Below are 24,082 nucleotides of genomic sequence, written 5' to 3' on the forward strand. Positions count from 1 at the left end.
TTTTTCTTTATTGCTGCAGCGGCGTCATTGTTTCATCAAGAACTTCAAAAGTATAGCCCTTCGCTTTTAGCTGTGTGAGCAAACTGTTTAAGTATTTTGCTGTCGCTGGCTGGTCGTGCATTAAGATGATCTTTGGTTCCTTTGGATGTTTTGTCTCTAGCACTTGCAGCTGATTCAATACTTCTGGTACATATTTTGAGCTTTTATATTTCCAGTCAAGACTGTCAATTGTCCAATCCCAGTAGATAAAGCCTTTTTGTTTTAAACGTGCTTTTTGTTGATCGGTTAAATTTGGGGCGCTGCCATAAGGTGTTCTCACAAGGTGTGTATACTCTCCTGTGACAGAAGCCAAAATGCGCTGATCTTCCTTCATCTCATTGACGGGAGAATCACTTTTTTGATAAAAGCGTTTCACATCGTGTGTGATCCCATGAAGCCCTAACTGATGACCTTCTTGATGAAGTCTTTTCACAGCGGCCGGATGTTCCTTAATCTGCGGCCCAAGCATGAAGAATGTAGCCTTTACTTGATGCGCCTTGAGCACATCTAAAAGCTGGTTTGATGTCGCTGACGGACCATCATCAAAGGTTAAAAAGATCGTTTGATCCGTTACGTGTTTGTTTGGGTTGATCTTAAAATGTGCATCTAATGTTTTCGTAGAATCATCTTTTGCTTTCAGACTTGTGCTTGTGTCTCGGAATTGACTGCTCGCAGACATTTTAGCCGGCTGGTCTGCTGCCTGCATATTGGTTTTAGATATATCCCAAATAAAAAAGAGGATCAGTGACAGAATCACTAAACCAATCGCCTTTGAGAGCAGCATCGTGTTTGAAGGTGTCTGTTTTTTCGTAACCCGTTGCATTACAATCGCTCCAATAAATCAAAAATTTGTGTCGAATCATGTAGTAGATTCTGTCTTTTTTCACTGTTTTTTGTCGTGTTTATATGGAGTAAGTATACAGGAAAAAAGAGCCTATGAATATAGAAGATGCTAAAAAAATGGAATCTTTTTGGTTATGAGTCTATCTTTGTTACAATAGAAAGTTGACCATTTATCATGATGTGAAATAATTCTGAATAATCATTGAAACATACCCATTTATCCGCTAAGATAGCATCAGATTCAACCATTAATGCGAAGCGAAGGGGAGATTCCGTATGAAAGTATTGTATAATGACGATTTCATTGAAAAAAAGGATGCTCATGTGGATATTGAAGACAGAGGTTATCAATTTGGAGACGGTGTCTATGAGGTTATCCGTGTATACAATGGGACTTTGTTTACATTGAAAGAGCATACAGAGCGTCTGTTCAAGAGTGCAAAAGAAATCGGCATTCATCTTCAAGGTGCAGTATCAGATATGGAAGAAAAGTTAAAACAGCTCGTCGCCCATAACCAATTAACAGATGGTGGTGTGTATATTCAAGTCACGCGGGGCATCGCACCTCGTAAACATCAATATGGCGATTCTCTCACTCCTCAAATCACAGCATATACGTTCCAAGTGAAAAGGCCTGTTCAAGAGCAGACAGCTGGTGCAAAGGCCATAATATCTGAGGACCTTCGCTGGTTAAGATGTGATATTAAAAGCTTAAATCTCTTATATAACGTCATGGAAAAACAGAAAGCATCTGAAGCTGGTGCGTTTGAAGCCATTCTCATTAGGGATGGTTTTGTGACAGAGGGTACCTCCTCGAATGTATATGCCGTCATTGATGGCGTGATTCGCACACATCCCGCAAACAATTTTATTCTAAACGGTATTACCCGTAGAAAGCTTCTTGAAGTATGTGAAGAAGAGGAATGCAGTGTTGAAGAAACACGTATAAGTAAGGAAGAGCTGCTGCGCGCGCAGGAAATTTTCATCAGCTCGACGACGGCTGAAGTCATTCCGATTGTTGAAATTGATGGCCAGCCAGTAGGGGAAGGTGTTCCAGGAGAGTTGACAAAGCGTGTACAGGAAGGCTTTCAGCAAAAAATTAAACAGGAAAGTGAAGCATCGATTTCTTCATAATAAAAAGAGGCTGTAAACGAATGTTTACAGCCTTTGGTGATTCTTTTATTTGACAATAAGCACAGGTATATCTGATTTTGATGATAATTTTTCACTTACACTGCCAAAGAGCATCTTTTTCAATCTGCTTTGGTCACGGGCTCCCATGACAATGAGGTCTGCTGAAATGTCTTCAGCATATTCGATAATCGCTTCTGCTGGTTCCCCCTCAACAATTTCAATGGCAGCCTCAAACTGCTCCTCATTTAAAAGCATTCTTGCTTCTGCAACGACCTCTTCTGTATGATCTTCAAAAATCAAGGGGCTTTGCTGTTCATCATGAGGTACATACACAGGGGGCGTTTGAAGGTCTGCCATGCCGCCGCCGATGTAAGCACCGCCAGTCATTGGGCGAGGTGCATCAAACACCTGTCTGCTTGATTTGCCATCATGTGCATAGGCAACGGTCAGCTTGGCCTGCAAGGTTTTCGCTAAAGCGATTGCCTTTTTTAATGCTTTCTTACTGTCTTCATGTCCATCAAACGCAACGACCATCCGATCAGCTTGAAACAATGTCCTCATTCCTTTCAAAAGGAGTCTTTACACTCATGGTATACCCGTTAACTGAAAAAGATACACATAAAGGGTGTGAACTTTTTGTTAGAAAATTTCATTTATTGAAAAATATTTATTGACAAAATGGTGACAGCCACTATAAGATAAAAAAAGATTCAAGAGCCAAAAGGAGGAAATGTCATGTGCAACATCATTGGAAGAATGAAATCAAACTGCATGAATGGGTTGATTCACGTGACAATTACACCTTCATTGGTCATTGAAAAGGGACTCGTATGTTCCAATTGATCGGATGAATCAAGGCGTATGTTGCGTATTTGTCAACATGCGCCTTTTTACATGACGAAAAGAGGCGTACCAGATAGCTGGTTGCCTCTTTTTTTGTTGTATTCATTTCGTATTTCGAAATAAAGGGATGGAGATCAACAAGTAAATGAAGAGGAGTGAAAGCATGTGAACATGCCAAAAACAAGACAAATGACAAAAAACAAAAAAACAATTCAAGGTGACAGTCAAGAAAATATAGAAAGCGGCTAGCTTTAAAAGGAGAGACAAACATGTTTTCAGTATTTACGAAATTAGGCTGGTTCTTCAAACAAGAGTGGAGGCGTTATACGATCGCCATTACGCTCCTGCTCATTGTGAATGTGCTTGAAATGCTGCCGCCAAGATATCTTGGGCAGGCAGTTGATGACATTCGTTCTGGTCAATTTACAACATCTAGTATGATGTTTTATGTAGCCATTTTTTGCTTGCTAGGTGTCGTTGTCTATACACTGACATATTTCTGGATGTATCAGTTATTTGGCGGCGCAAATGTCATGGAACGTGTGATGCGCGGGAAACTTATGCGTCACTTACTCAAGATGACACCCACCTTTTATGAAAAGAAAAAAACCGGTAACTTAATGGCATTAGGTACAAACGATTTGAATGCTGTAGCTTTAACGACAGGTTTTGGCGTTCTGACATTGGTGGATTCCACTGCTTATATGCTGATGATCTTTTTTACGATGGGTCTGACGATTAGCTGGAAATTAACTTTAATGGCGATCATTCCTATGCCGCTGATGGCGCTCTTGATTGCGTATTATGGCAGCAAAATTCATGATCGCTTTACAGTTGCTCAAGATGCATTTGGTGATATGAATGATCGCGTCCTTGAATCGGTCGCAGGTGTCCGGGTCATCCGGTCTTTTGTACAGGAGAAGCAAGATGTCGAACGCTTTCGCCAAATGACAGATGATGTATTTCAAAAAAATATGAGAGTGGCGGTCATTGATTCATTGTTTGAGCCGACAGTGAAATTACTTGTCGGGGTCAGCTACTTAATAGGAATTGGATACGGTGCCTACCTTGTATTCCAAAGCGATTTAACCATTGGTGAGCTTGTCGCTTTTAACGTATATCTTGGGATGATGATCTGGCCAATGTTTGCGATCGGCGAGTTGATTAATATTATGCAAAGAGGAAATGCGTCGTTAGACCGGTTGAATCATACACTCAGCTATAAGCCGGATGTTACAGACGCTTCTCAGCCAAAAATGTTACAAGAGCCTGGCGATATTCAGTTTGACCACGTGACATTTAGGTATCCAACTTCCCCAAAAGATAATTTAATTGATGTGTCCTTTACGGTTCGAAAGGGGCAGACGATCGGAATTACAGGCAAAACAGGAAGCGGTAAAACAACTATTGTAAAACAGCTTCTGCGTCAGTATCCAACAGGTGATGGTCACATCTTGCTATCAGGAGTCCCAATCCAAGAGGTCGAATTGGATCAGTTATTTCAATGGATTGGATACGTGCCGCAGGATCATATTCTCTTTTCAAAAAGTGTAGAAGAGAATATGCGTTTTGGTCATCGAGACGCAAAACAAAATGAATTAGCACAAGCAATCAAAGATGCTTATTTTGAAAAAGATTTACGTCTTTTGCCAGAGGGTCTCGAAACGATGGTCGGAGAAAAAGGTGTGGCGCTGTCAGGTGGACAAAAGCAGAGAATTTCCATTGCGCGCGCTTTATTAATAGATCCCGACATTTTAATACTGGATGACTCACTTTCTGCGGTAGATGCAAAAACAGAAACCGCTATTTTAGAAAATTTAAGGCAAAATCGTCATGGGAAAACGACGTTTATTACGACTCATCGTTTATCAGCTGTTGAGCATGCAGATCTTATACTTGTCATGGAAGAAGGACGTATCGTCCAAAAGGGCACTCACGAAGAGCTCATTCAGCAAGATGGGTGGTACAAAGAACAATTTCTGCGTCAACAGCTGACAAACCAGCTGGAAGGAGGGGATGAGGCATGACAACGGGAAGAAGACTCCTCGCCTACGCACTCCTTTATAAGAAAGTACTGTCTGTTGCCTTGATTTTTCTCATCATTGCAGTAGGTGCTGAACTGACAGGACCATTTATTGGGAAGAAAATGATTGATGATCATATTTTAGGTGTAGAAAAGCCATATGTCGAGGTCAATGAAAAAACAGACAAAACCGTTTATTACCAGGGAAATAACTATATACGAAGCGATCGATTAGACAATGATATGGAATCCGGAAAACAAATCAATGTGGTGCAAGTCGGCTTCGGTTACTATTTTGTAAATGAGCCGATTCGCTTTGACGGAAACCGAAAAATATCGGGAGATCAACTTACCATTGAAAATGGAAACGAGCGCGAGACCTATCAAGTACAGCGTTTATCAAAAGAGGAAATTTTCTCTTTTTATGAGCCGGAAATCAGTGGTTTGGTGCAGCTTGTTCTATTTTATCTAGGGCTTCTCGTCATTGCGATTTTCTTTCAATATGCGCAGCATTACCTGTTACAGCGAATAGCCAACCGAATTATTCAAAAAATGAGAGTAGATGTGTTTGAACATATTCAAACGCTGCCTATCCGGTATTTTGATAATTTACCGGCTGGAAAGGTTGTAGCGAGGATTACCAATGACACTGAAACCATTCGTGATTTATATGTGACAGTCCTCGCCAATTTTGTGACGAGTGCGATTTACATGATTGGGATTTATATTGCCATGTTTTTATTAAATGTGAAGCTGGCACTTATTTGTTTGGCGGCGGTACCGATTATTTTCCTATGGTCAATGACCTACAGAAAATTTGCATCGGTGTACAACCACCGCATTCGTTCGATCATTAGTGACATCAATGCCAAGCTAAATGAAGCCATTCAAGGGATGACCATTATTCAAGCGTTTCGTCATGAAAAAGTGACAAAAGAGGAATTCGATGAGCTGAACAACAATCACTTTCGATATCAGCGAAAGATGCTGCATTTAAATTCACTTCTGTCGCATAACTTGGTTAACCTGCTTCGGAATTTAGCATATGTGGCACTCATTTGGTATTTTGGCGGTGCGTCTTTAAGTGCGACGGGCATTGTGTCAATTGGAGTGCTCTACGCGTTTGTCGATTACCTAAATCGGTTATTTCAGCCGATTACAGGCATTGTGAACCAATTCTCGAGATTGGAATTAGCACGAGTTTCATCGGAAAGGGTTTTCCGATTATTAGATGAGCCAGGAACAACAGTGGAAGAACCTGTTCAGAAGGAAATGGAAGGACACGTTCAGTTCCAAGACGTCACCTTTGCTTATAATGAAGGAAAAAATGTATTAAAGAACATTACATTCGAGGCCAAAAAAGGCCAGACGATTGCACTTGTGGGGCATACTGGTTCTGGGAAAAGCTCGATTATGAACTTGCTGCTGCGTTTTTATGACATTCAGCAAGGAGACATTCTCATTGATGGGGAAAGCATTTATCGCCAGTCCCGGCAAACGTTGCGGAAACAAATGGGCATTGTGCTTCAAGACCCGTATTTATTTTCCGGAACGATTGCATCCAATGTCAGCTTAGGAAATGAAGACATTAAAAGAGAAACGATTGAATCATCATTAAAACAAGTAGGCGCAGTAGAGTTATTGAAGCACCTGCCAGAAGGATTTGATGAACCAGTCGTTGAAAAGGGCAGTACTCTTTCCTCAGGGGAACGTCAGCTCATTTCATTTGCTCGTGCACTAGCATACAATCCAGCGATCTTAATTTTAGATGAAGCCACCGCAAACATTGATACAGAAACAGAAGCGATCATTCAGCGAGCGCTTGATGTCGTCAAAGAAGGACGAACAACTTTTGTCATTGCTCACCGATTATCCACCATTAAGAAAGCCGATATGATTTTGGTTTTAGAAAAAGGGGAAATTGTCGAGCGGGGCAGTCATGATCAACTCATGCAGCAAGAAGGGCTGTATGCTCAAATGTACGAACTGCAAAAGGGTGCTGTGGCAAACAGCTGATGAATCACAAAAAAGAGCCTATTCATATTGAATGGGCTCTTTTTATTTGCATAAAAAAGTCGAGCAATCGTTTTTGACCTCGATCTTTACTCATTATGCGTCATTAGTAAGCAATACCGACACGTTGATGTACAAATTCCTTCGAATTTAACTGCTGATATAAAAAGTGTGCGGTATCTTCAACTGAAATTTTCTTTCCATCTATAGGGAGAAAATCTTTCTCATAGCGATATGACCGTGTCACTTCTCCGTCTGGCAAATAGGTTGGACAAATAATGGTCCAATCTAAGTCAGTCGTTTGAAGGAGTTCAAACGCTTTGGCATGCTCTTTAGCTGCTCGGGAAGTGGTCCGCCTTGATTCATTTGTTTCAAAACGGTAATGCTCCGGCTGCTGCCTTGCCTTTAAAATACCTGCCGTACCTATTGTAATAATTCTTGATGTATTTGATTGCTTCATGGCTTGTACGATATGCTCCATTGAAACAGATAATGTATCATCACCATCTGTGGATAGACAGCTCACAACAATATCTGCTCCTTTGATCGTCTCAAGCACATCTTCTCGATTTCTTGAATTGCCGGTGACTTGAAACATACCCGCAAGCATTTCTTCTCGGTTTGTCCGAATCAATGAACGAACGATGTACCGATCATCTACTTGAACGAAACGAAGAAATGCTTGTCCTACACGTCCATGAGCACCGAATAGAGCTATTTTCATCTGTTCGATCCCTCCACTACATACTATAAGTGAAAAGAACCCAAAATGGTACAACTTTTATGTGATGCTTTTTTTATAAAGGTGAAAGGACCGAATACTATGAGCATATTCACATAATAGAGAGATACCGACGAATTGTAGAAGTTCAAAGTTCATACCGGAAATAATGTCCATGAAGATCCGCTCCTTTCTACTCTATGATATGAGCTGGAAAGGAGATTGGTGAGGGATAACAACAAAAAAAGAAGACACCTTAAGAGGTGCCTTCTATGATCCAGATATGAAATTAAGCTTTTGTTCCACCCATGTGTTGTTGAGCGTAAGACACAAGACGTTTTGTGATTTCTCCACCAACTGAACCGTTAGCACGAGCTGTAGTTTCTGCTCCAAGGTTAACGCCAAATTCAGAAGCGATTTCGTATTTCATTTGATCGATTGCTTGCTCTGCTCCAGGAACTAGTAATTGATTTGAACTATTAGAATTAGCCATGATGTGAATCTCCTTTTTGTATGTGATTTTTTTATGGTTGGGTTTGCTGGAATCGCACCAGCGAAATGATCAAGTCATTTGCCACTTGGCGAAACCCAATGCGGTAACTGCTTTGTACTAAGTATTATGGTGATTTTCGAAAAAAACATACGAGAAAAGAACATGGTAAATGTTGTTCAACATGCAAAAAAGCCATCACTCAATCATGAGTGATGGCACTGCATATATATTTATTCAGCGGAACGAATGCGGAGCTCCGTATCTGAGTCAAAGAAGTGGGCTTTATTCATATCGATGGCAAGAGGTATAGTTTGTCCGGCCTGAACATCGGTACGAGAATCAACACGTGCAATAAAAGACTGACCATCGAGAGAAGAGTAAAGCATCGTTTCTGCTCCCATTAATTCAGCAACTTCTACGCTCGCATCAATCTTTGTGCCCTCAGACGCTTCTATAAACACGGGTTCATCATGAAAATCTTCTGGTCTGATCCCAAGGATGATATTTTTTCCGATATAACCTTGGCTCCGTAATACCTTCATCTTTCCTTCTGGTACACGTATATGCGTTTTTCCAACTGCAATGGCACCGTCAGAGAGCTTTCCTGTAAAAAAATTCATCGCAGGAGAGCCAATGAATCCACCAACAAATACATTTTCTGGATTTTCATATACATCCTTTGGCGCTCCAACCTGCTGAATAAAGCCATCTTTCATTACAACAAGACGTGTAGCCATTGTCATAGCTTCAGTCTGGTCATGTGTGACATAGATAAATGTCGTTTGCAGACGCTGATGAAGCTTAGATATTTCAGCACGCATTTGAACGCGAAGTTTTGCATCTAAATTAGAAAGCGGCTCATCCAAAAGAAAGACCTTTGCATCACGCACAATTGCTCTCCCAAGTGCAACACGCTGCCTTTGACCGCCAGACAGTGCTTTTGGTTTCCTGTCTAAATATTGCTCAAGGCCTAATATTTTAGCGGCATTTCGAACCCGCTCATCAATTTCTGCTTTCGGGAACTTCCGCAGCTTTAATCCAAAAGCCATATTATCGTATACATTCATATGAGGGTATAATGCATAGTTCTGGAAAACCATTGCGATATCTCGGTCTTTTGGTGCTACATCGTTCATCCGTTTGCCGTCTAAAAGAAAATCCCCTTGTGAAATCTCTTCAAGTCCTGCAATCATGCGAAGGGTTGTTGATTTTCCGCATCCAGATGGACCAACAAACACAATAAATTCTTTATCTTCTATATGTAGATTAAAGTTGTCTACTGCTGTTACCTTGTTATCATACACTTTATAAATTTGATTGAGCATCATTTCAGCCATAAATGATAACCTCCCCATTCTTTTATTGAAAGCGCTTTATATTGTACATAAAGTGTATAAAATGGGGAAGCGTCTGTAAATGGACAACGTGCACAACATCTCATTTTCATTTTTGGGCAGGTTGCTCATGTTACTGAATGTTATGAAAGGTCGAGAAGATTCATCATAAAATAGACGGCAGATGCTTCTGGAAAATGTCGTATATCTATTCCTGTTCGCTCAATAAATTTATCGATTCGATATTGAAGGCTGTTTCTGTGAACATATAAAGCTTTTGCTGCCTTAGATGCATTTAAGTTACATTGCATATAAGTCATGAGGGTACGGAAAACGTCCCGATCAAGAACCGCCTCTTTAAAAGCATCTGAAATAGCATGAGAGAGGGCGGATTCATCATAACGCAAGAGAGATGGCAGACATTGATAAAATGTGGAAATCCCTGACCTAAGCTTACCTTGCTGCATATGACCAAAGACAAGCTGCTGTTCATTTAACAATTTCTTCTGTAAATGTTCATTTGGCAAATGGAGTTGTCCCTGTAAAAAGAATGAGTCTGTTAAAAAGTCACTTGTAATGGCTAGAGACAAATCATATAGCAGCTCTAATTGACTATTTTCTGATGTAGCGTTTGTTTGAATCAGCATCGCTGTATGAGCGCCTGTCCAAATGAAATGAGTTTGTTCGAGGCTGTGAACCACAGCCTCTTTTATTTGCTGCCTTTGTTCTGCTTGATGTGACATTTTAAAATAATATACACGGACGGGGTGCTGAACGGTTAGTGGTTTGTTATCAAAAAGATAGCTGTACCATTTTTGTTCATCCTCAGTCCGCTTTGTGTGAGAAAGATCAATTGGTGTAAGGAAAGTATTGAGAAGATGTGTTTCTCTCGCTGTAAGCTTTGATTTGTCTACTCCAAATAATTCGCCTTCGTCTGTTTGGTACCAAAGTATTTGATGATCATCTGTAGGGGAGCAGATGATATGCTCTCCGTAAACAAGCTTTAATTTTTCTAACATGGCGAAGCTCCTTAAACAGTTTAATCATAGACATGGAATAGCATTAATTCGTGGATTTCTTCTTTTAAGGTTGGTTCGACTTCATGAGGCGGAAGCTGAGAGCCCCATTCAATATCACCTGTTTTGTGGTAGATGCCTTCGTAGTGCGCACCATTGTGAAAAAAGGATATTTTCCATCCTGGCAATTGTGCTTTTTTAAAGAGAGGTTTCCATTGAAAATGAGAAATCATATCATCATTGCCCCCTTGCTTTTATTGATGAAACAATAAATAAACACGACGATACGGAAACAATCTTGAACTTGATTTTATTGTATCTCATCTGATGAAAAGAGCATAGGAAAAGCATAGATTTCATCACACCCTTACTTTTTTAAAAAACTGTCAATAGATGTTTGTGTGGTCTGTAGTTGTTAAGGTCGTTTGTGAAAGGTAAGAGGCGTAATCCATGATTCTTTTTCCAATCAGCCTTTCTGAGTTTCGCAATGAGACATGCTGGAAAACCTCTCGGCCAGGGCGAGAATTGGCTTCAAACATCCAGATAGCTCCTGTCCGATCAATACCTAAATCAAAACCGATTTCACCAATATGACCGGACAATTTTTCATCAATTACCTGACTAAGCGTGATAGCAGTATAAGAAAGCTGCTCTAAGATTTTCAAACGCTTCTTCTTTTCTGGAAAAACATCATAAAGTGTTTTCACCGAGCCTCCATGTGAATGGTGAGTCGTGACGGTGTGATTGCCAGAAATTTTTGCTGCTACTGCTGGGACTGTCCAATGACCGTACTTATTTTTATTGGTATGAACTCTGAAATCCATTGGTTGATTGTCTATTTGAAGAAGTGCAATGCCTTGTTGAGCCATAAAATCTTGAATTGCGTGATCTTTCCGGAGATTGATAACGAAATCCTCTAAAGAGTCATATGGAACAGCCCTTCCTTGATTTGAGCATACAGTGATTCCATGAGCCTTCTTGTTTAATTGATAAATACCGTCGCCATGACTGCCGTTCGACGGTTTTAAGTAAATGACCTGATGTAGATGGAGGAGTGTTTCTATTTTATTTAGAGCGTCCACCGGGTCCAATTGTATGGAATGTGGAAGAAAAGGACATGTTTTTTCATCTGTTAACAATTGTTCATGAATGTCCCATTTATTAAAAAAATGAGGGTTGAACCAAGGAATATCATAGTCTTGAGTGAGTTTGCGTTTTGTTTCTTGAATGAATGCTGACTGAGCAGCCTTTCTATTTGGAAGACGATCGTAAATGACTGAAGGCAGGGGCATTTGTTTTTTAACCCATGTTTGCTGTTGGTACAACAATCCTTCTATTATTCCTTTATCCCAATCAATAGAATGTGTCCCAAAAAGATAAGCAAAACCGGCATGCTGTTTGAAAGAGCGCAGCAGTTTGATAAAAAAGTCTAATCTAGTTCCTAGTGGCTGCGTGCTTTGCTCAAAACCTGCGGTGAAAATACCAAGCAGTGGCCCTATGAACAGGGTATGATCAATGGCAATCACATCAGCTTTTGATTGATAAGGAATGAGTAAATCTCTATATAGATCTTCTGATAATAAAATTTTATTTGTATGTTGATGATAGGAAACGGTGAAGTCATCTACTAGACGGGAACCTAAAGCAAGAGAATAGATCGCCTCCTGCTGTTTAAAATGGATGGGAAGATGAATTGTTTTTTCACTTGCGGGATGAGTGGCGATGATGTAACGATTTTTGTTCATGAGAAACCTCCTTCGGTTGTGACTTCATCGACTGGGCATGTGCAAGAATGGTACGAATCAATTCATTTTCCTTGTCAGGATAAGCTTTTAAAAAAGCGGATCGCCCTGGTTTTGATCTTATATTTGATATGAAAAGCCTGCCCTCACTTGTATGGAGTAAGTCTACAGCGAATTCAAAGCAAGGGGAAAGGGTTTTATCTATATATGCTGGCAGAGATGCTTGAATGGATGCAATATCATCTAAAAGAAGCTCTTTGATGTGCGGCTGCAAGGTGTTTAGATAGTGATCAAAGCCTATCATGGATGCTGATTTTTGTGTAATGCTTAAATGATTATTTTCTGTAGGTGATTTTGTGTGAATCCCTATGCGATTCCACTGATTTTGTGAATCTTTCATCAGGAAAATCCTTATTTCATTGAATAAAAAGTCTTTTTGATCACTCGTCTGAAAAAATTGAAGGAAATATCGGCCTACATACTTTCTGCACCAGCGGTCTATATCTGATGGACGCGAAAATGTGATGACTTGTTCGGGACTTAGCTGAACAGTGAAAGTGTTGTCTTTTAAGAAAATGAAGTAAGTAGATGCTGCATGTTGTTGAGAGAGCGGCTGCATTTTACAATAACCGTCTTTCCTTAACATGCTGAGAAGGTCTGATGGCTCTTTTAATAATGAGCAGACAGGTAAATATGGCTGTAAAGCAGGGAGAAGGCGGAGCTGCTCGAATAGCATCATTTTATTTGAAATACCTGTATTCAAAAAAACTGTTTTCGGATACTTTTTCAGCCATTCCATGATTGGTTTTGCTTTTTTAGATTGTGCGTCATGCTTGTAAAGGCATCGATCGTAAATCAAGTCAGGAATCTTAAATTCTGCTGCGGTGAATCCTTGACCATTCGTATATGTTTGACCTTGTATTAAATTTGAAGCCGGCTTTAAATCAAGTGGTGTAAAACGGACAACCTTTAAACCATAAGCAGGGGCAGCTTTGGCTAGCCCACGTGTGAATCCCTCTTCATACTTCGGTGAAAGAGTCACAATACCTAATGTTGATGTCATTAAAAAACACCTTCTTTTCAACTTCTTTTTTTACCAGCAGAAAAACACATTTTCATGATTTTACATAAAGATTGCGCTCCTTTATCATTACGACAGATCGATTGATCATATGTCTAGCAGCATGCTTCATTTGCTTGAGGACATGACAACAACTATAATACGTATAGATTAAACCAATAAACATCGGGTATTGTTTGAAAGGTAGATGACGACTTTGAATATATTCACAACGTTTATCTTTATGATTGTTATAGGTGCCGTTATAGGAGCAGCGACAAACCATCTTGCGATTAAAATGCTTTTTCGTCCTTATAAGCCGTATTACTTATTCGGGAAACAGCTTCCTTTTACACCAGGGCTCATTCCTAAAAGAAGAGATGAAGTAGCCAAGCAGGTTGGCGTCTTGGTTATGGAGCATTTGCTCACGCCAGAAGGTATTCAAAAGCGATTTGAATCATCTGAGGCTAAGCAGGAGATCTTGCATACAGTTCATCGATTGATTGATAAAGGCGCTGACATGGAGATCACAATGCTCTCTTTGTTAGAAAGATTCGGTGTATCACATGCTGACGTCAAAGCAGATGAATGGATTCATCATTGGTCTGATCAGAAGCTCGATTCATTGCTAAAAAAATATAATGAGCAAACGTTATCTGAGTTACTCCCATTAGAAGTAGAAAACAAAATTTCGTCAAAAATTCCAGATGCAGCAGATTATATTTTAAAGAGAGGCATCCATTACTTTGAAAGTGAAGAAGGTAAAGCGAGGCTTGGCAATATGATTGATGATTTCTTAAAGGAACGCGGCATGCTTGGCGGTATGGTTCAAATGTTTTTAGGAAATTCAAGCTTAATTGACCGTGTACATCCTGAAATCATTAAATTTTTAAGAAATGCAGAAACAAAGAGGTTTTTATCAGATTTGCTCGTTCAGGAATGGGACAAGGTGAAACAATTTTCTCTTCAGGAACTGGATGATAAATGGAATGTGAAGGAGCTTGCTTATAGTGTGAAAAAGCAATTGCTTTCACACTTCTCTACAAAGCTGATATTAGACAAGCCAGTTGGATCTTATGTCAGCGTAGTAGCGGTTGATCTCAAAATACACTTAGCACCAGTGCTTGTCGATAAGGGGATTAAAGCAGCATCAAATGCATTAGAGGGACTACTCGCAAAGCTCAAGTTTGAAGATATCATTCGTGACCAGATTGAACTTTTTCCGCTTAAAAAAATGGAGGAGCTTGTCATTAGCATTTCCAACAATGAACTTAAGATGATCACGTTTTTAGGTGGTTTTTTAGGGGGATTAATCGGCGCAATCCAAGCAATCTTTGTCACGTTATTTTAAGACAGATTAGAGAAATTTTAATGAATCCGTTGTATATATGTGAAACGAAAGCCATAGTTTGTTATAGTGGAGTGGTGTCCGCCGATCATATCGGTGATAACGGATAGAAAGGAGACATAACATGTCTGTAAATGTTTATGATGTTGCATATGACCTTGAAAAAGCATTGCGTCATAGCGAAGAATACTCAACTCTAAAAAATCTTTATGATGAGGTTAACGCGGATGAGTCCTCTAAAAGAATGTTCGAGAACTTCCGTGACATTCAAGTAAACCTTCAACAAAAACAAATGACTGGTCAAGAGATCACACAAGAAGAAGTGGAGCAAGCACAAAAAACAGTGGCACTTGTTCAACAGCACGATAAAATCTCTCAGTTGATGGAAGCAGAACAACGTGTGAGTGTTCTCATCGGAGAATTAAATAAAGTGATCATGAAGCCTCTTGAAGAGCTTTATGGGAATCCAGAAGAAAATTAATGAAAAGGGCGATGATATTCGCCCTTTTTTATTTCACATATTCCCTGTCCAACTTTTCAAAAAAAGGTTGTCGAAGCTCATAAATTCTGCGATAATACTTATATTGAAAGTGCTTTCAAATAAGCGCTCTCATGGGACAATTGGGTGCGTTTCACTTGGGATTTAAGGCGATTAGCCAAACGAGAGAGAAGCGCTTCTGGGAGAAACGCAAAGCATAAGGGGATCTGATATAAGCAATGCTTTGGTGTGTGAAAGATAAGGGGATCATGGGGAGCTTCATCACCTCATTGTGACGCATCCAAACCATACATAAAAAAAAGCCTAGGGGTAGGCTTTTTTTATTTGCAAAAAGATTCATAACACACAGGGCTCTTTCAACTGCATGTTCTAAAGCACCAAGCTAGGGCATATCCTCATCGTAAGTACAGTCATCAAGAAGGGGGATGCCTCAGTGTCAAAAAAATTACTTGCACTCAATATAGATGGAACGTTACTTCGTTCCAATGGAAAAATCCATTCCGCTACAAAAGAAGCTGTGGAATATGTAAAGAAAAAAGGGGTTTACGTGACGCTTGTCACCAATCGGCATTTTCGTTCCGCACAAAAAATTGCCAAGGCGTTGAAGATTCCAACGTCAACCCTTGTAACGCATAGTGGTGCATTTATCGCGAATAAACTCGATGAGCCGCTTCATGTGAAGAAACTAACGGAAGAAAAAACATTTAATCTTGTGCAAATTCTTGAAAGCTTTGATTGTAATGTTCGCTTGCTGCATGAAAAATTCTCGATTGGCAACCGGAAAAAAACGCAGTCACAGCTGATGGGAAAGACGTTGATTCATCCGTCTGATCCAATTTTCTATCCCGTGCAATTTGTTGAATCTCTAAGTGATATGCTGATGGATGAACCGGTCAGTACACCAGTGATTGAAGTGTATTCAACCGCAGAGCTTCAGGCTGAAATTCACCGAACCATTCAACAAGCTTTTCCATCTGTCGATCTTATTCGGATTAGTGATGAGAAAATGAATATTGTATGCAAAGGCGTATCGAAAGAAGCGGGGCTTTCTCTTTTGACCTCAGCCTTAGGTTTGACATTAGAAGATACGGTGGTCATTGGGCAGGGAACAGATGATATTCCAATGCTCGAATTGGCTGGCTTAGGCGTTGCGATGGGAAATGCACCTCATTCTGTTAAACGTAAAGCCGATTGGGTGACACGTTCACACGATGAACAGGGAGTCGCTTATATGATCAAAGAATACTTTAGAATGCAGCAAAGAGAAGGATTTTTACATCAATTCGATATTAAGCGATAATATAGACGAAGGTCCTGTCAATCAAGAAATGGCAGGGCCTTTAACTGTTCCAGTCATTGCTTTTCCTACATAGATTTTGTAAAATGAAACAAGTTTGAAGATAAAGGTGATACGATGCGAATTTTAATTAAAGGGCTGTCAGATGAACGATTTCATCGCCCGCTTGTCAATATAGCCAATTTATTTGAAGAAGATAGTGAAGTGCTGTTTGGTCCAGATGAATTGCATGATGGACTAGTCATGGAGTTTAGCTGGAAAGAAGAAAATGGAACGGTGGAGGCATCTGGTCACATCGCTGGAACAGACATCACTAGTCGTTTTTCGCGAGACGTCCCAAAGGGATTGAACGACAAGGAGCGCTGGAAGCAAATTAAAAACACAGTGCTGTCTGTTTATTTACATCTGCTTCAGGAGCACACAGGAATGACGCAAAAGTGGGGGATTCTCACAGGGATACGTCCTACAAAATTACTTCATAAGATGCTGAGAGAAGGTATGACAAAGGAAGATGCGCATGCCGCATTAAAGCGTGATTATTTGATTCATGATGAAAAAATCGATTTGATGCAGGAAATTGTCGATCGTCAGCTTCAAGCGATTCCTGACCTGTATGACCTTCAGCAGGAGGTAAGTATTTATATTGGTATTCCTTTCTGCCCAACAAAATGCGCTTATTGCACGTTTCCTGCTTATGCGATTAAAGGACAAGCAGGAAGAGTGGGAACGTTTTTGTTTGGTCTGCATTATGAGATGCAAAAAATCGGGACTTGGCTAAAAGAACATGGGATTAAAGTGACGACCGTTTACTTTGGCGGAGGTACGCCGACAAGTATCACTGCGGAAGAAATGGATTTGCTGTATGAAGAAATGTACCGCTCATTCCCTGATGTGAAACATATACGGGAAGTGACTGTCGAAGCAGGGCGTCCTGATACAATTTCGCCTGATAAGCTAGAGGTGCTAAACCGATATCATATTGACCGGATTAGTATCAATCCACAATCGTATGAAAATGAAACACTGAAAGCCATTGGCCGTCACCATAGTGTAGAAGAAACGATTGAAAAGTATCACTTATCAAGACAGTATGGCATGAATAACATTAATATGGACTTAATTATTGGTTTGCCGGGAGAAGGGCTAAAGGAATTCCAGCATTCCTTGCAGCAGACTGAAGAACTTAAGCCTGAATCTTTAACTGTGCATACGCTCTCCTTTAAAAGAGCGTCTGAGATGACGCGCAATAAGGACAAATATCAAGTAGCTGACCGAGAAGAAATCACACGTATGATGGATGAAGCGGTCGCTTGGACGAAAGCACATGACTATCATCCTTATTATTTATATAGACAAAAAAACATCTTAGGGAACCTTGAAAATGTCGGGTATTCATTAGATGGACAGGAAAGTTTGTATAATATCATTATTATGGAAGAAGTGCAGACAATCATTGGGATTGGATGCGGTGCTGCTAGTAAATTCATTGATCCACGTTCAGGAAAAATTACGCAATATGCCAATCCAAAAGATCCAAAATCATATAATGACCGTTATGAACACTATACTGAAGAGAAAATTCAATTTCTTGAGTCATTATTTGTTCCTCACGTTTAAACACTGCGGTGACGTAGTGTTTTTTTCATTTGTAAAAGGGTATATAAGTGATAAAAAGTTAAAGCAGGTGTACATATGATTGATGTGATCGGAATTGGGATTGGACCTGCCAATTTAGGTTTGGCGGCTTTGTTAGAGGAGTATGAAGATGTTTCATGCTGTTTTTTTGAACAGGAGTCTGAATTTGCCTGGCATCCTGGTATGCTGATCAAAGGAACGGATTTACAAGTCTCCTTTTTAGCTGATCTTGTGACGATGGCGAATCCAAGGAGCAGATATACATTTTTAAATTATTTACATGAATCCAATAGACTTCACCGGTTCTATACATTTGAACAGTTTGACATTCCGCGAAGAGAATTCAATGAGTATTTATCATGGGTCGCAGGTGAAATAGATAGCTGTCAATTTGGCATGAAGGTAGAAGAAGTGACGGACTGTCAAGGTGGTTATCTTGTGAAAGTCAGGTGCTTAAAGGATGGATCGCTTTCTGAGTATCGGGCAAAGCATGTCGTGCTTGGAACAGGGAGCAAACCGATGATTCCTGTCGATGTGCCTGATGCTGCACTGCCAAATGTGACCCATAGCAGCCGGTATTTAGACCAGCAGAAAGAACTTCATGAAGCTGAGTCGGTGACGGTGATTGGCTCTGGGCAGAGTGCAGCCGAAATCTTCTTAGACTTGCTTCAGCATCAGAAGAAAGGGCAGCAGCTATCTTGGTTTACGCGATCTAGTGAATTTAGAGAGCTAGAGACGGCTGAGCTTGGTCAGGAGCTATTTACACCAAAGTACGTTGAATATTTCCATTCGCTTCCTTATGAAGAACGAATGAACACATTGCCTAGGCTGACTGGATTAAGAAATGGGATAGATGCATCGACGCTCTCACGCATTTATCAAGAATTGTATCATCGGTCTGTTTCTGGCGAAGAGCCATCTGTGATTATTCAGCCAATGACCGAGCTTGAAGCGATTCAGGTGGAGGAGAATCAGTCCCTGAAGCTGAAACTAAAGCAGTGGCAGCTAAAGAAAGAAAAGAGTATATCAGTAGATCGTGCCGTATTGGCTACAGGGTACACACCGAATATCCCGGCGTGGTTTAGTGCGTAAGAACCTTTGATTGAATGGGAAAGTGAGGAACATTTTAAAGTGACAAAAGACTTCAGGCTTGTGTTCAAAGACAAGCGTCCGCATCATTTTTTTACATTCACGCACCTAGATCACTCTCATGGAACAGCGGCGACCAATTTAAAACTATCCATCTACCGCAACCAAAAAGTGATTCAAACGATTCGCGGGGGCAAAGAAGCGCCAGTCAAGCAAGAAACAGCCTTTCAGCAATTTGAATAAAAGATAAAAAGGGCCCAAGCATAGGGCCCTTTTTCATTAGATTGTCGTTTCTTTTTTCACTTTTGGTTTTTCTGTTTGCCATTTGAACACTTTGTTTAGGATTTGATAGATTCGCTTAGATTCCTTCGTCACTAGTGGACCTAATATCGCAAGGATTAAGACATACAATGCAGCAAATGGCTTTAAGGTAGCGGAAAGTCCGCCCGCAATACCGAGTTCGGCTACAATAATTGAAAACTCTCCGCGTGATACGATGGTTAAACCAATATTAGAAGACGCTTTATGAGAAAATCCAGCTCTTCTCCCAGCGAACATTCCAGCAGTGAAATTCCCAATGAAGGTGAGGACCACAGCGCCAATCGCAAGCCAAAATGCATCACCTAATGTAAATGGATCAATGCTGAGACCGAAGCTGAAGAAAAACATGGCTCCGAAGAAATCTCTAAATGGTACCACAAGATGTTCAATGCGGTCAGCGTGCTCTGTTTCTGAGAAAACAAGACCAAGTAAGAGAGCACCAATGGCCTCTGCTACATGGATCGTCTCTGAGAAACCTGCGACAAAAAATAAAGCCGCAAAAATCACAATGATGAACACTTCGTTCGAACGGATATCGAATAACTTGTTTAATCGTTTCGGCAGCATACGTGCAATGATAAAGAAAAGCATCATATAACCAAAAGCAATGAAAATAGATAATAAGGCACCGCCAACTGTTGTGGCATCTCCTAGGACAAGACCGGATACGACGGATAAATAAACAGCGAGGAAAATATCCTCAAACATGATGATCCCAAGAATTAACTCAGTTTCAGGGTTCGCTGTCCGTTTCAAATCAACAAGAACTTTGGCCACAATGGCACTGGATGAAATCGTGATAACTCCTGCCATAATGAGAACTTCGAGGACCCCAAACCCTGTAATAAAGCCGTAAAGCAGTCCTAAGTTGAAGTTAATCAAAATATATATAGATCCGCCGACAGCAATGGACTTGCCCGATTTAATGAGCTTTCCCGCAGAGAACTCAAGTCCAAGGTAGAAAAGAAGGAACAAGACGCCCATTCTGCCAAAAAACGAAATAATGTCGGTGCTTTCGATAAATTTTAGATCAATGATCCCGATGGTTGGAGCATGCGGACCAACGATCATACCAAGGACAATGAGGAAAGGGATGATTGAGAATTTCATTTTATTGGCGATTAAGCTGGCGATGGCGATGAGAATCAGTGCCGTCCCAACTTCAAAGACTAAATGATCCATTCATCACTCTCCCCCTCTTGAAAGAAAATCACGTATCAATCGCTTTAGGTGTTTTCTTTCGCCTGAAATGACCAGCGTATCATTTGCTTCAATAATCGATTCGGCACCAGGGTTGAGTAATTTTTCATTTGTATGTTTTATGATCGCAATGACGGTGACTTCATAGTTTTGCCGCACATCTAAATCACCGAGTGTATGTCCAACCGCTTTTGCTTCTTTTTCCACTTTAAACCATTCAATCATCAAGTCGTTGAAGGCCATTTCAATGGTTTCGAGTGCCTGTGGTTTATACACCATGCCGCCAATAATTGCAGCGATTTGCCGTGATTCAGCATCATCGAGAGAAATGGTGGACAGCACTTCATCTGGATCATCATCATCAAAACGATAAATCTCCCGTCTGCCATCATCATGAATCACGATCGTCATCTTTTCTCTATTTCTCGTTTCAATTTCAAATTTCTTTCCGATCCCAGGAAGATCATTTTCTTTAATATTCATTTTATCCCTCCGAATATGATGGGTTGTGATTTTCATATAGTGAATACGGATGAAATAAAATGAATCAGTATAGATAATTTGATTGATACATAATGGGGATCGCACACTTCATTTTCAAAAAACATAGATCAATCGATAACACAGCCGATGGAGCAGGCTTTAGAAGAAAAATTTTTGAATCAGCCAGTGATAATTTGTTCTTTAATAGAATAGAAGAGGCATGTTTTTTTGAAAATGGAGGTGTCTTCACAGCGTGTATTTCTTCATCGTAGATGGATGGAGAAATAAGACTAGGTGTGCTCGCTTCTGCTTGTGGAGCAAAAACGACATTTGAAAAAGGAGAAAACATGACGATGAAATGAACTAATATGAATAGGGAACACCTGATCAACCATTCTCCCCCTTTCACCATCAATTTCTTTCTTCATTTACTATATAAAAATATATTTTTCGTTTCAACAATTATGCTTGTTTTGGTATCAACTGATCCTGAAATTTTTATGCAGAGGAAAAAGGATTATTCGGGTTGAAATGGAAGTAAGTCATGTGTTTAAAAAAGGGGGATGGATGATGACATATATCAATTGTCAGCTAGACGGGGATATTTTTGAAATCGTTTTCAATAGACCGGATGCTTACAATTCATTTCATGTGGAGATGTTTGCTGAATTCAAAGAGGCATGTGATGCGGCGGAGGATAGTAGTGCAAAAGTCGTTGTGATCAAGGGTGCGGGAAAAGGATTTTCAGCAGGCGGAGATATTGGCATGATGCTTAAGCAGGAAAGTGAAGAGGATTTCCATCGTGTGATGGATTTGATTGAGGGGATTACGCTTTCTCTTGCCGGTATGAAAAAAGTGACGATTGCCCTTGTCCACGGGTCAGCGGCAGGCCTTGCTTTTAGCTTTGCTTTAAGCTGTGACTACTTGTTTATGCATCAAGATGCAAAGCTCGCCATGAATTTTAATGGAGTAGGCTTAATTCCAGATGGCGGAGGGCACTTTTTCCTTACAAAAAGAGTCAGTGAACAAACCGCGAAACAATTGATTTGGAGCGGACAAAAGCTTCCGGCTGAAGAAGCGCTAAAGCTGCGCCTTGCAGACGGCGTATTTCAAGAGGAAGTCGATGCGTATCAAAAGGTATGTGTGAAGCCGTTTATGAACATGCCGCTTCAAGCATTTATCGAGACAAAGCGAATCTATTTCCAGCAGTCAGAATCACAGCTGCTAGCCGTTCTTCAAAAGGAGAGGGCAGCACAGGCTAGACTGAGGCAAAGCCATGATCATAAGGAAGGCATTCAGGCCTTTTTAGAAAAAAGACGACCTGTGTTCCAGAATGTATAAACGAATGTGAGGCCGGCGAATGCCGGCTTTTTTAACGTTCAAATAAAAGCAGCTTGCCTGCATCATCAACGAGCCGATGAGAATGCTTCGTGTATTGCTGTTCTAATAAGCGATGGCGACCTAATTCCTTTGCCTTTTCATCACTATCTGTTGTGATTTTTTCATTTAGTAAAGTCTCACCTGACGGGTCAAATACAGTTAAAAAGTATGTCTTCTCCATTCCTCATCTTCCTTTCCTCTGCTTTTCTATGTAATTAAACAAGGAATAAGACAAAACCTCTTTTTTACCCCTTAAAAATGTGTTTTTTAGAATGAGAGTGATAGAACGTGCATTCGCAAAAATGGCATGATAAAATATGGACAATCACAGTATCGGACAAGGAGATAGACGTTTGACTAAGCTCACCTTTATTCATGCCGCAGATTTACATTTAGACAGTCCATTTGCAGGAATGTCGAATATCCCTAGCTTACCCTTTAAGCGGCTCAAAGAAAGTACATTTCAAAGTGCGAAGAATATGTTTGATCTCGCCATTGCTCGAGCAGTAGACTTTGTGCTGCTGAGCGGAGATTTATTTGACGAATCTAACCGCAGCCTGAAAGCACAGCTGTTTTTAAGAAATCAGTTTCTAAGACTGCAAACCCAAGGGATTGAAGTCTTTATTATTTATGGTAATCATGATCATTTAGGCGGTGAATGGACACCGATTGAGTGGCCTGAGAATGTGCACGTTTTTTCAACCAGTACCCCAAGTGAGCAATCCTACTATAGAGGAGATCAGCTTGTCGCAAGTATTTATGGATTTAGCTACAAAGAGCGTGCTGTCTATGAAAATATGACCTCTCATTATGTCAAAAAGACAGATGCTGCCTATCACATTGCGATGCTTCACGGTACATTAGCTGGACATGAAGGTCATGACGCATATGCACCTTTTCAGCTTGAGCAGCTCCTTTCCCGAGATTTCGATTATTGGGCGCTTGGACATATACATAAGAGAGCTCTTCTGCATGAAGACCCGTTGATTATTTACCCTGGTAACATGCAGGGCAGACATATAAAAGAAACAGGAGAGAAAGGCTGTTACGTTGTTCAACTCTCCGAGGATTCTGCGGCAGCGGAATTTATTAGCTGTGCGGATGTGATGTTTGAGACACTTGTAATAGACATCACAGAGACGGTTCATATGACGGATCTTGTGACACTTGTGGATAACAAAATCATTGAACTGAAAGAAGAAGGCGTCCCTCATTTTGTGAAAATTGAATTGACGGGTGATTCTCCTTCTTACTTTGAGCATACGCAGCTTGAGTTGCTTGAGGAGCTGATGGCCGTTCTTCATGAACAGGAAGAAGATGAAGATGTATTCGTTTGGGTGATATCGATTGACTGCCAGACAAACGAGGACGTCGCCTATCCAGAAGATTCCTTTTTAAAGGAACTCACTGCTGAAATTTCACAGTTTGAGGCATATGAAGAGCTTCTATCACCGATCAAGCGTCACCCAACCTATAGAAAGTCAGGAAAAGCTCTTACAAAAGAGGATGAAGTGGATATAAAAGAAGAAGCGCAAAGGCTGCTGACAGAACAGCTTAAGCAATTATGAG

At 40.4% G+C, this 24,082-nt stretch carries 22 protein-coding genes and 1 pseudogene; 10 read left to right on the plus strand and 13 right to left on the minus strand.

Annotated features, from left to right (window positions below; genetic code table 11):
- Positions 1-7: 7 nt before the first annotated feature.
- On the minus strand, positions 8-862 hold the full coding sequence (locus tag ACQYAC_RS18020; protein ID WP_429943819.1) for a polysaccharide deacetylase family protein: 855 nt from the start codon (positions 860-862) through the stop codon (positions 8-10).
- 296 nt (positions 863-1,158) lie between these two features.
- Between ACQYAC_RS18020 and dat the strand changes: the two genes are divergently transcribed.
- On the plus strand, positions 1,159-2,016 hold the full coding sequence (dat, locus tag ACQYAC_RS18025; protein WP_144462479.1) for a D-amino-acid transaminase: 858 nt from the start codon (positions 1,159-1,161) through the stop codon (positions 2,014-2,016).
- 45 nt (positions 2,017-2,061) lie between these two features.
- Here the strand turns inward: dat and ACQYAC_RS18030 are convergent, their stop codons facing one another.
- Positions 2,062-2,568: a universal stress protein gene (locus ACQYAC_RS18030; RefSeq protein WP_061407240.1), complete on the minus strand. Its 507-nt coding sequence runs from the start codon at positions 2,566-2,568 to the stop codon at positions 2,062-2,064.
- A 560-nt stretch (positions 2,569-3,128) separates the two neighbouring features.
- Here ACQYAC_RS18030 and ACQYAC_RS18035 point away from each other — a divergent pair.
- Both ACQYAC_RS18035 and ACQYAC_RS18040 read left to right on the plus strand, forming a co-directional pair.
- Positions 3,129-4,886, plus strand: coding sequence for an ABC transporter ATP-binding protein (locus tag ACQYAC_RS18035; RefSeq protein ID WP_429943820.1), 1,758 nt, complete (start codon positions 3,129-3,131; stop codon positions 4,884-4,886).
- Positions 4,883-6,898: an ABC transporter ATP-binding protein gene (locus ACQYAC_RS18040; RefSeq protein ID WP_429943821.1), complete on the plus strand. Its 2,016-nt coding sequence runs from the start codon at positions 4,883-4,885 to the stop codon at positions 6,896-6,898. The genes ACQYAC_RS18035 and ACQYAC_RS18040 overlap by 4 nt, the downstream gene beginning before the upstream one ends.
- Positions 6,899-7,001: 103 nt before the next feature.
- On the opposite strand, the gene ACQYAC_RS18045 is transcribed toward ACQYAC_RS18040, so the two are convergent.
- The 7 genes from ACQYAC_RS18045 to ACQYAC_RS18075 form a co-directional block, all read right to left on the minus strand.
- Positions 7,002-7,619 (minus strand): NAD(P)-dependent oxidoreductase, encoded by a 618-nt coding sequence (locus tag ACQYAC_RS18045; protein ID WP_429943822.1) that lies wholly within the window; start codon positions 7,617-7,619, stop codon positions 7,002-7,004.
- Between the two features lie 286 nt (positions 7,620-7,905).
- Positions 7,906-8,109: an alpha/beta-type small acid-soluble spore protein gene (locus ACQYAC_RS18050; RefSeq protein ID WP_003210761.1), complete on the minus strand. Its 204-nt coding sequence runs from the start codon at positions 8,107-8,109 to the stop codon at positions 7,906-7,908.
- A 230-nt stretch (positions 8,110-8,339) separates the two neighbouring features.
- The gene (locus ACQYAC_RS18055; RefSeq protein WP_169056202.1) at positions 8,340-9,446 is read right to left on the minus strand and encodes an ABC transporter ATP-binding protein; all 1,107 of its coding nucleotides are present in this window, start codon (positions 9,444-9,446) and stop codon (positions 8,340-8,342) included.
- Between the two features lie 140 nt (positions 9,447-9,586).
- Entirely contained in the window at positions 9,587-10,462 is an 876-nt protein-coding gene (locus ACQYAC_RS18060; RefSeq protein WP_429943823.1) for a helix-turn-helix domain-containing protein, read from the minus strand.
- Positions 10,463-10,482: 20 nt separating this feature from the next.
- Positions 10,483-10,692, minus strand: a complete 210-nt coding sequence (locus ACQYAC_RS18065) for a YheE family protein (protein ID WP_003211787.1) — start codon at positions 10,690-10,692, stop codon at positions 10,483-10,485.
- 153 nt (positions 10,693-10,845) lie between these two features.
- On the minus strand, positions 10,846-12,204 hold the full coding sequence (locus tag ACQYAC_RS18070) for a YheC/YheD family protein (RefSeq protein WP_429943824.1): 1,359 nt from the start codon (positions 12,202-12,204) through the stop codon (positions 10,846-10,848).
- The gene (locus ACQYAC_RS18075) at positions 12,161-13,264 is read right to left on the minus strand and encodes a YheC/YheD family protein (protein ID WP_429943825.1); all 1,104 of its coding nucleotides are present in this window, start codon (positions 13,262-13,264) and stop codon (positions 12,161-12,163) included. Before ACQYAC_RS18075 ends, ACQYAC_RS18070 begins: the two co-directional genes overlap by 44 nt.
- 214 nt (positions 13,265-13,478) lie before the next feature.
- Between ACQYAC_RS18075 and ACQYAC_RS18080 the strand changes: the two genes are divergently transcribed.
- The 5 genes and pseudogenes from ACQYAC_RS18080 (at position 13,479) to ACQYAC_RS18100 (ending at position 19,372) form a co-directional block, all read left to right on the plus strand.
- Entirely contained in the window at positions 13,479-14,612 is a 1,134-nt protein-coding gene (locus tag ACQYAC_RS18080; protein ID WP_429943826.1) for a DUF445 domain-containing protein, read from the plus strand.
- Positions 14,613-14,733: 121 nt separating this feature from the next.
- Positions 14,734-15,090, plus strand: a complete 357-nt coding sequence (locus tag ACQYAC_RS18085) for a YlbF family regulator (protein WP_012009440.1) — start codon at positions 14,734-14,736, stop codon at positions 15,088-15,090.
- Positions 15,091-15,541: 451 nt separating this feature from the next.
- On the plus strand, positions 15,542-16,408 hold the full coding sequence (locus tag ACQYAC_RS18090) for a Cof-type HAD-IIB family hydrolase (protein ID WP_144462461.1): 867 nt from the start codon (positions 15,542-15,544) through the stop codon (positions 16,406-16,408).
- A 114-nt stretch (positions 16,409-16,522) separates the two neighbouring features.
- Entirely contained in the window at positions 16,523-18,022 is a 1,500-nt protein-coding gene (locus ACQYAC_RS18095; RefSeq protein ID WP_323640046.1) for a coproporphyrinogen III oxidase, read from the plus strand.
- A gap of 75 nt (positions 18,023-18,097) precedes the next feature.
- Positions 18,098-19,372: pseudogene (locus ACQYAC_RS18100) on the plus strand (lysine N(6)-hydroxylase/L-ornithine N(5)-oxygenase family protein).
- A 36-nt stretch (positions 19,373-19,408) separates the two neighbouring features.
- Here the strand turns inward: ACQYAC_RS18100 and ACQYAC_RS18105 are convergent.
- The 3 genes from ACQYAC_RS18105 to ACQYAC_RS18115 form a co-directional block, all read right to left on the minus strand.
- A complete protein-coding gene (locus ACQYAC_RS18105; protein WP_429943827.1) occupies positions 19,409-20,632 on the minus strand; it encodes a cation:proton antiporter in 1,224 nt (407 codons plus the stop codon).
- 3 nt (positions 20,633-20,635) lie between these two features.
- Positions 20,636-21,133, minus strand: coding sequence for a cation:proton antiporter regulatory subunit (locus ACQYAC_RS18110; RefSeq protein ID WP_268466933.1), 498 nt, complete (start codon positions 21,131-21,133; stop codon positions 20,636-20,638).
- Positions 21,134-21,197: 64 nt separating this feature from the next.
- Positions 21,198-21,524 carry a potassium:proton antiporter gene (locus ACQYAC_RS18115; RefSeq protein ID WP_429943828.1) on the minus strand — a complete coding sequence of 109 codons (327 nt, stop codon included), beginning with the start codon at positions 21,522-21,524 and terminating at the stop codon, positions 21,198-21,200.
- Positions 21,525-21,703: 179 nt separating this feature from the next.
- Here ACQYAC_RS18115 and ACQYAC_RS18120 point away from each other — a divergent pair, with 179 nt between their 5' ends.
- The gene (locus ACQYAC_RS18120; protein WP_429943829.1) at positions 21,704-22,474 is read left to right on the plus strand and encodes an enoyl-CoA hydratase; all 771 of its coding nucleotides are present in this window, start codon (positions 21,704-21,706) and stop codon (positions 22,472-22,474) included.
- Between the two features lie 31 nt (positions 22,475-22,505).
- Here the strand turns inward: ACQYAC_RS18120 and ACQYAC_RS18125 are convergent, their stop codons facing one another.
- Entirely contained in the window at positions 22,506-22,694 is a 189-nt protein-coding gene (locus tag ACQYAC_RS18125) for a YhzD family protein (protein WP_012009445.1), read from the minus strand.
- 172 nt (positions 22,695-22,866) lie between these two features.
- On the opposite strand from ACQYAC_RS18125, the gene ACQYAC_RS18130 reads away from it, so the two are divergent.
- Positions 22,867-24,081 (plus strand): metallophosphoesterase family protein, encoded by a 1,215-nt coding sequence (locus tag ACQYAC_RS18130; RefSeq protein WP_429943830.1) that lies wholly within the window; start codon positions 22,867-22,869, stop codon positions 24,079-24,081.
- The last annotated feature ends 1 nt before the right edge of the window (position 24,082 follow it).

The organism is Bacillus sp. MM09(2025), from assembly GCF_050496725.1.
Taxonomy (GTDB): domain Bacteria; phylum Bacillota; class Bacilli; order Bacillales; family Bacillaceae; genus Bacillus; species Bacillus pumilus.

What these genes read in the sequence shown, in the direction of transcription:
- ACQYAC_RS18050 (WP_003210761.1), bottom strand. Translation starts at nt 8,109, where the DNA reads ATGGCTAATTCTAATAGTTCAAATCAATTACTAGTTCCTGGAGCAGAG.
- ACQYAC_RS18070 (WP_429943824.1), bottom strand. Translation starts at nt 12,204, where the DNA reads ATGAACAAAAATCGTTACATCATCGCCACTCATCCCGCAAGTGAAAAA.
- dat (WP_144462479.1), top strand. Translation starts at nt 1,159, where the DNA reads ATGAAAGTATTGTATAATGACGATTTCATTGAAAAAAAGGATGCTCAT.
- ACQYAC_RS18105 (WP_429943827.1), bottom strand. Translation starts at nt 20,632, where the DNA reads ATGGATCATTTAGTCTTTGAAGTTGGGACGGCACTGATTCTCATCGCC.
- ACQYAC_RS18075 (WP_429943825.1), bottom strand. Translation starts at nt 13,264, where the DNA reads ATGACATCAACATTAGGTATTGTGACTCTTTCACCGAAGTATGAAGAG.
- ACQYAC_RS18045 (WP_429943822.1), bottom strand. Translation starts at nt 7,619, where the DNA reads ATGAAAATAGCTCTATTCGGTGCTCATGGACGTGTAGGACAAGCATTT.
- ACQYAC_RS18125 (WP_012009445.1), bottom strand. Translation starts at nt 22,694, where the DNA reads ATGGAGAAGACATACTTTTTAACTGTATTTGACCCGTCAGGTGAGACT.
- ACQYAC_RS18035 (WP_429943820.1), top strand. Translation starts at nt 3,129, where the DNA reads ATGTTTTCAGTATTTACGAAATTAGGCTGGTTCTTCAAACAAGAGTGG.
- ACQYAC_RS18055 (WP_169056202.1), bottom strand. Translation starts at nt 9,446, where the DNA reads ATGGCTGAAATGATGCTCAATCAAATTTATAAAGTGTATGATAACAAG.
- ACQYAC_RS18020 (WP_429943819.1), bottom strand. Translation starts at nt 862, where the DNA reads ATGCAACGGGTTACGAAAAAACAGACACCTTCAAACACGATGCTGCTC.
- ACQYAC_RS18065 (WP_003211787.1), bottom strand. Translation starts at nt 10,692, where the DNA reads ATGATTTCTCATTTTCAATGGAAACCTCTCTTTAAAAAAGCACAATTG.
- ACQYAC_RS18120 (WP_429943829.1), top strand. Translation starts at nt 21,704, where the DNA reads ATGACATATATCAATTGTCAGCTAGACGGGGATATTTTTGAAATCGTT.
- ACQYAC_RS18110 (WP_268466933.1), bottom strand. Translation starts at nt 21,133, where the DNA reads ATGAATATTAAAGAAAATGATCTTCCTGGGATCGGAAAGAAATTTGAA.
- ACQYAC_RS18095 (WP_323640046.1), top strand. Translation starts at nt 16,523, where the DNA reads ATGCGAATTTTAATTAAAGGGCTGTCAGATGAACGATTTCATCGCCCG.
- ACQYAC_RS18040 (WP_429943821.1), top strand. Translation starts at nt 4,883, where the DNA reads ATGACAACGGGAAGAAGACTCCTCGCCTACGCACTCCTTTATAAGAAA.
- ACQYAC_RS18060 (WP_429943823.1), bottom strand. Translation starts at nt 10,462, where the DNA reads ATGTTAGAAAAATTAAAGCTTGTTTACGGAGAGCATATCATCTGCTCC.
- ACQYAC_RS18085 (WP_012009440.1), top strand. Translation starts at nt 14,734, where the DNA reads ATGTCTGTAAATGTTTATGATGTTGCATATGACCTTGAAAAAGCATTG.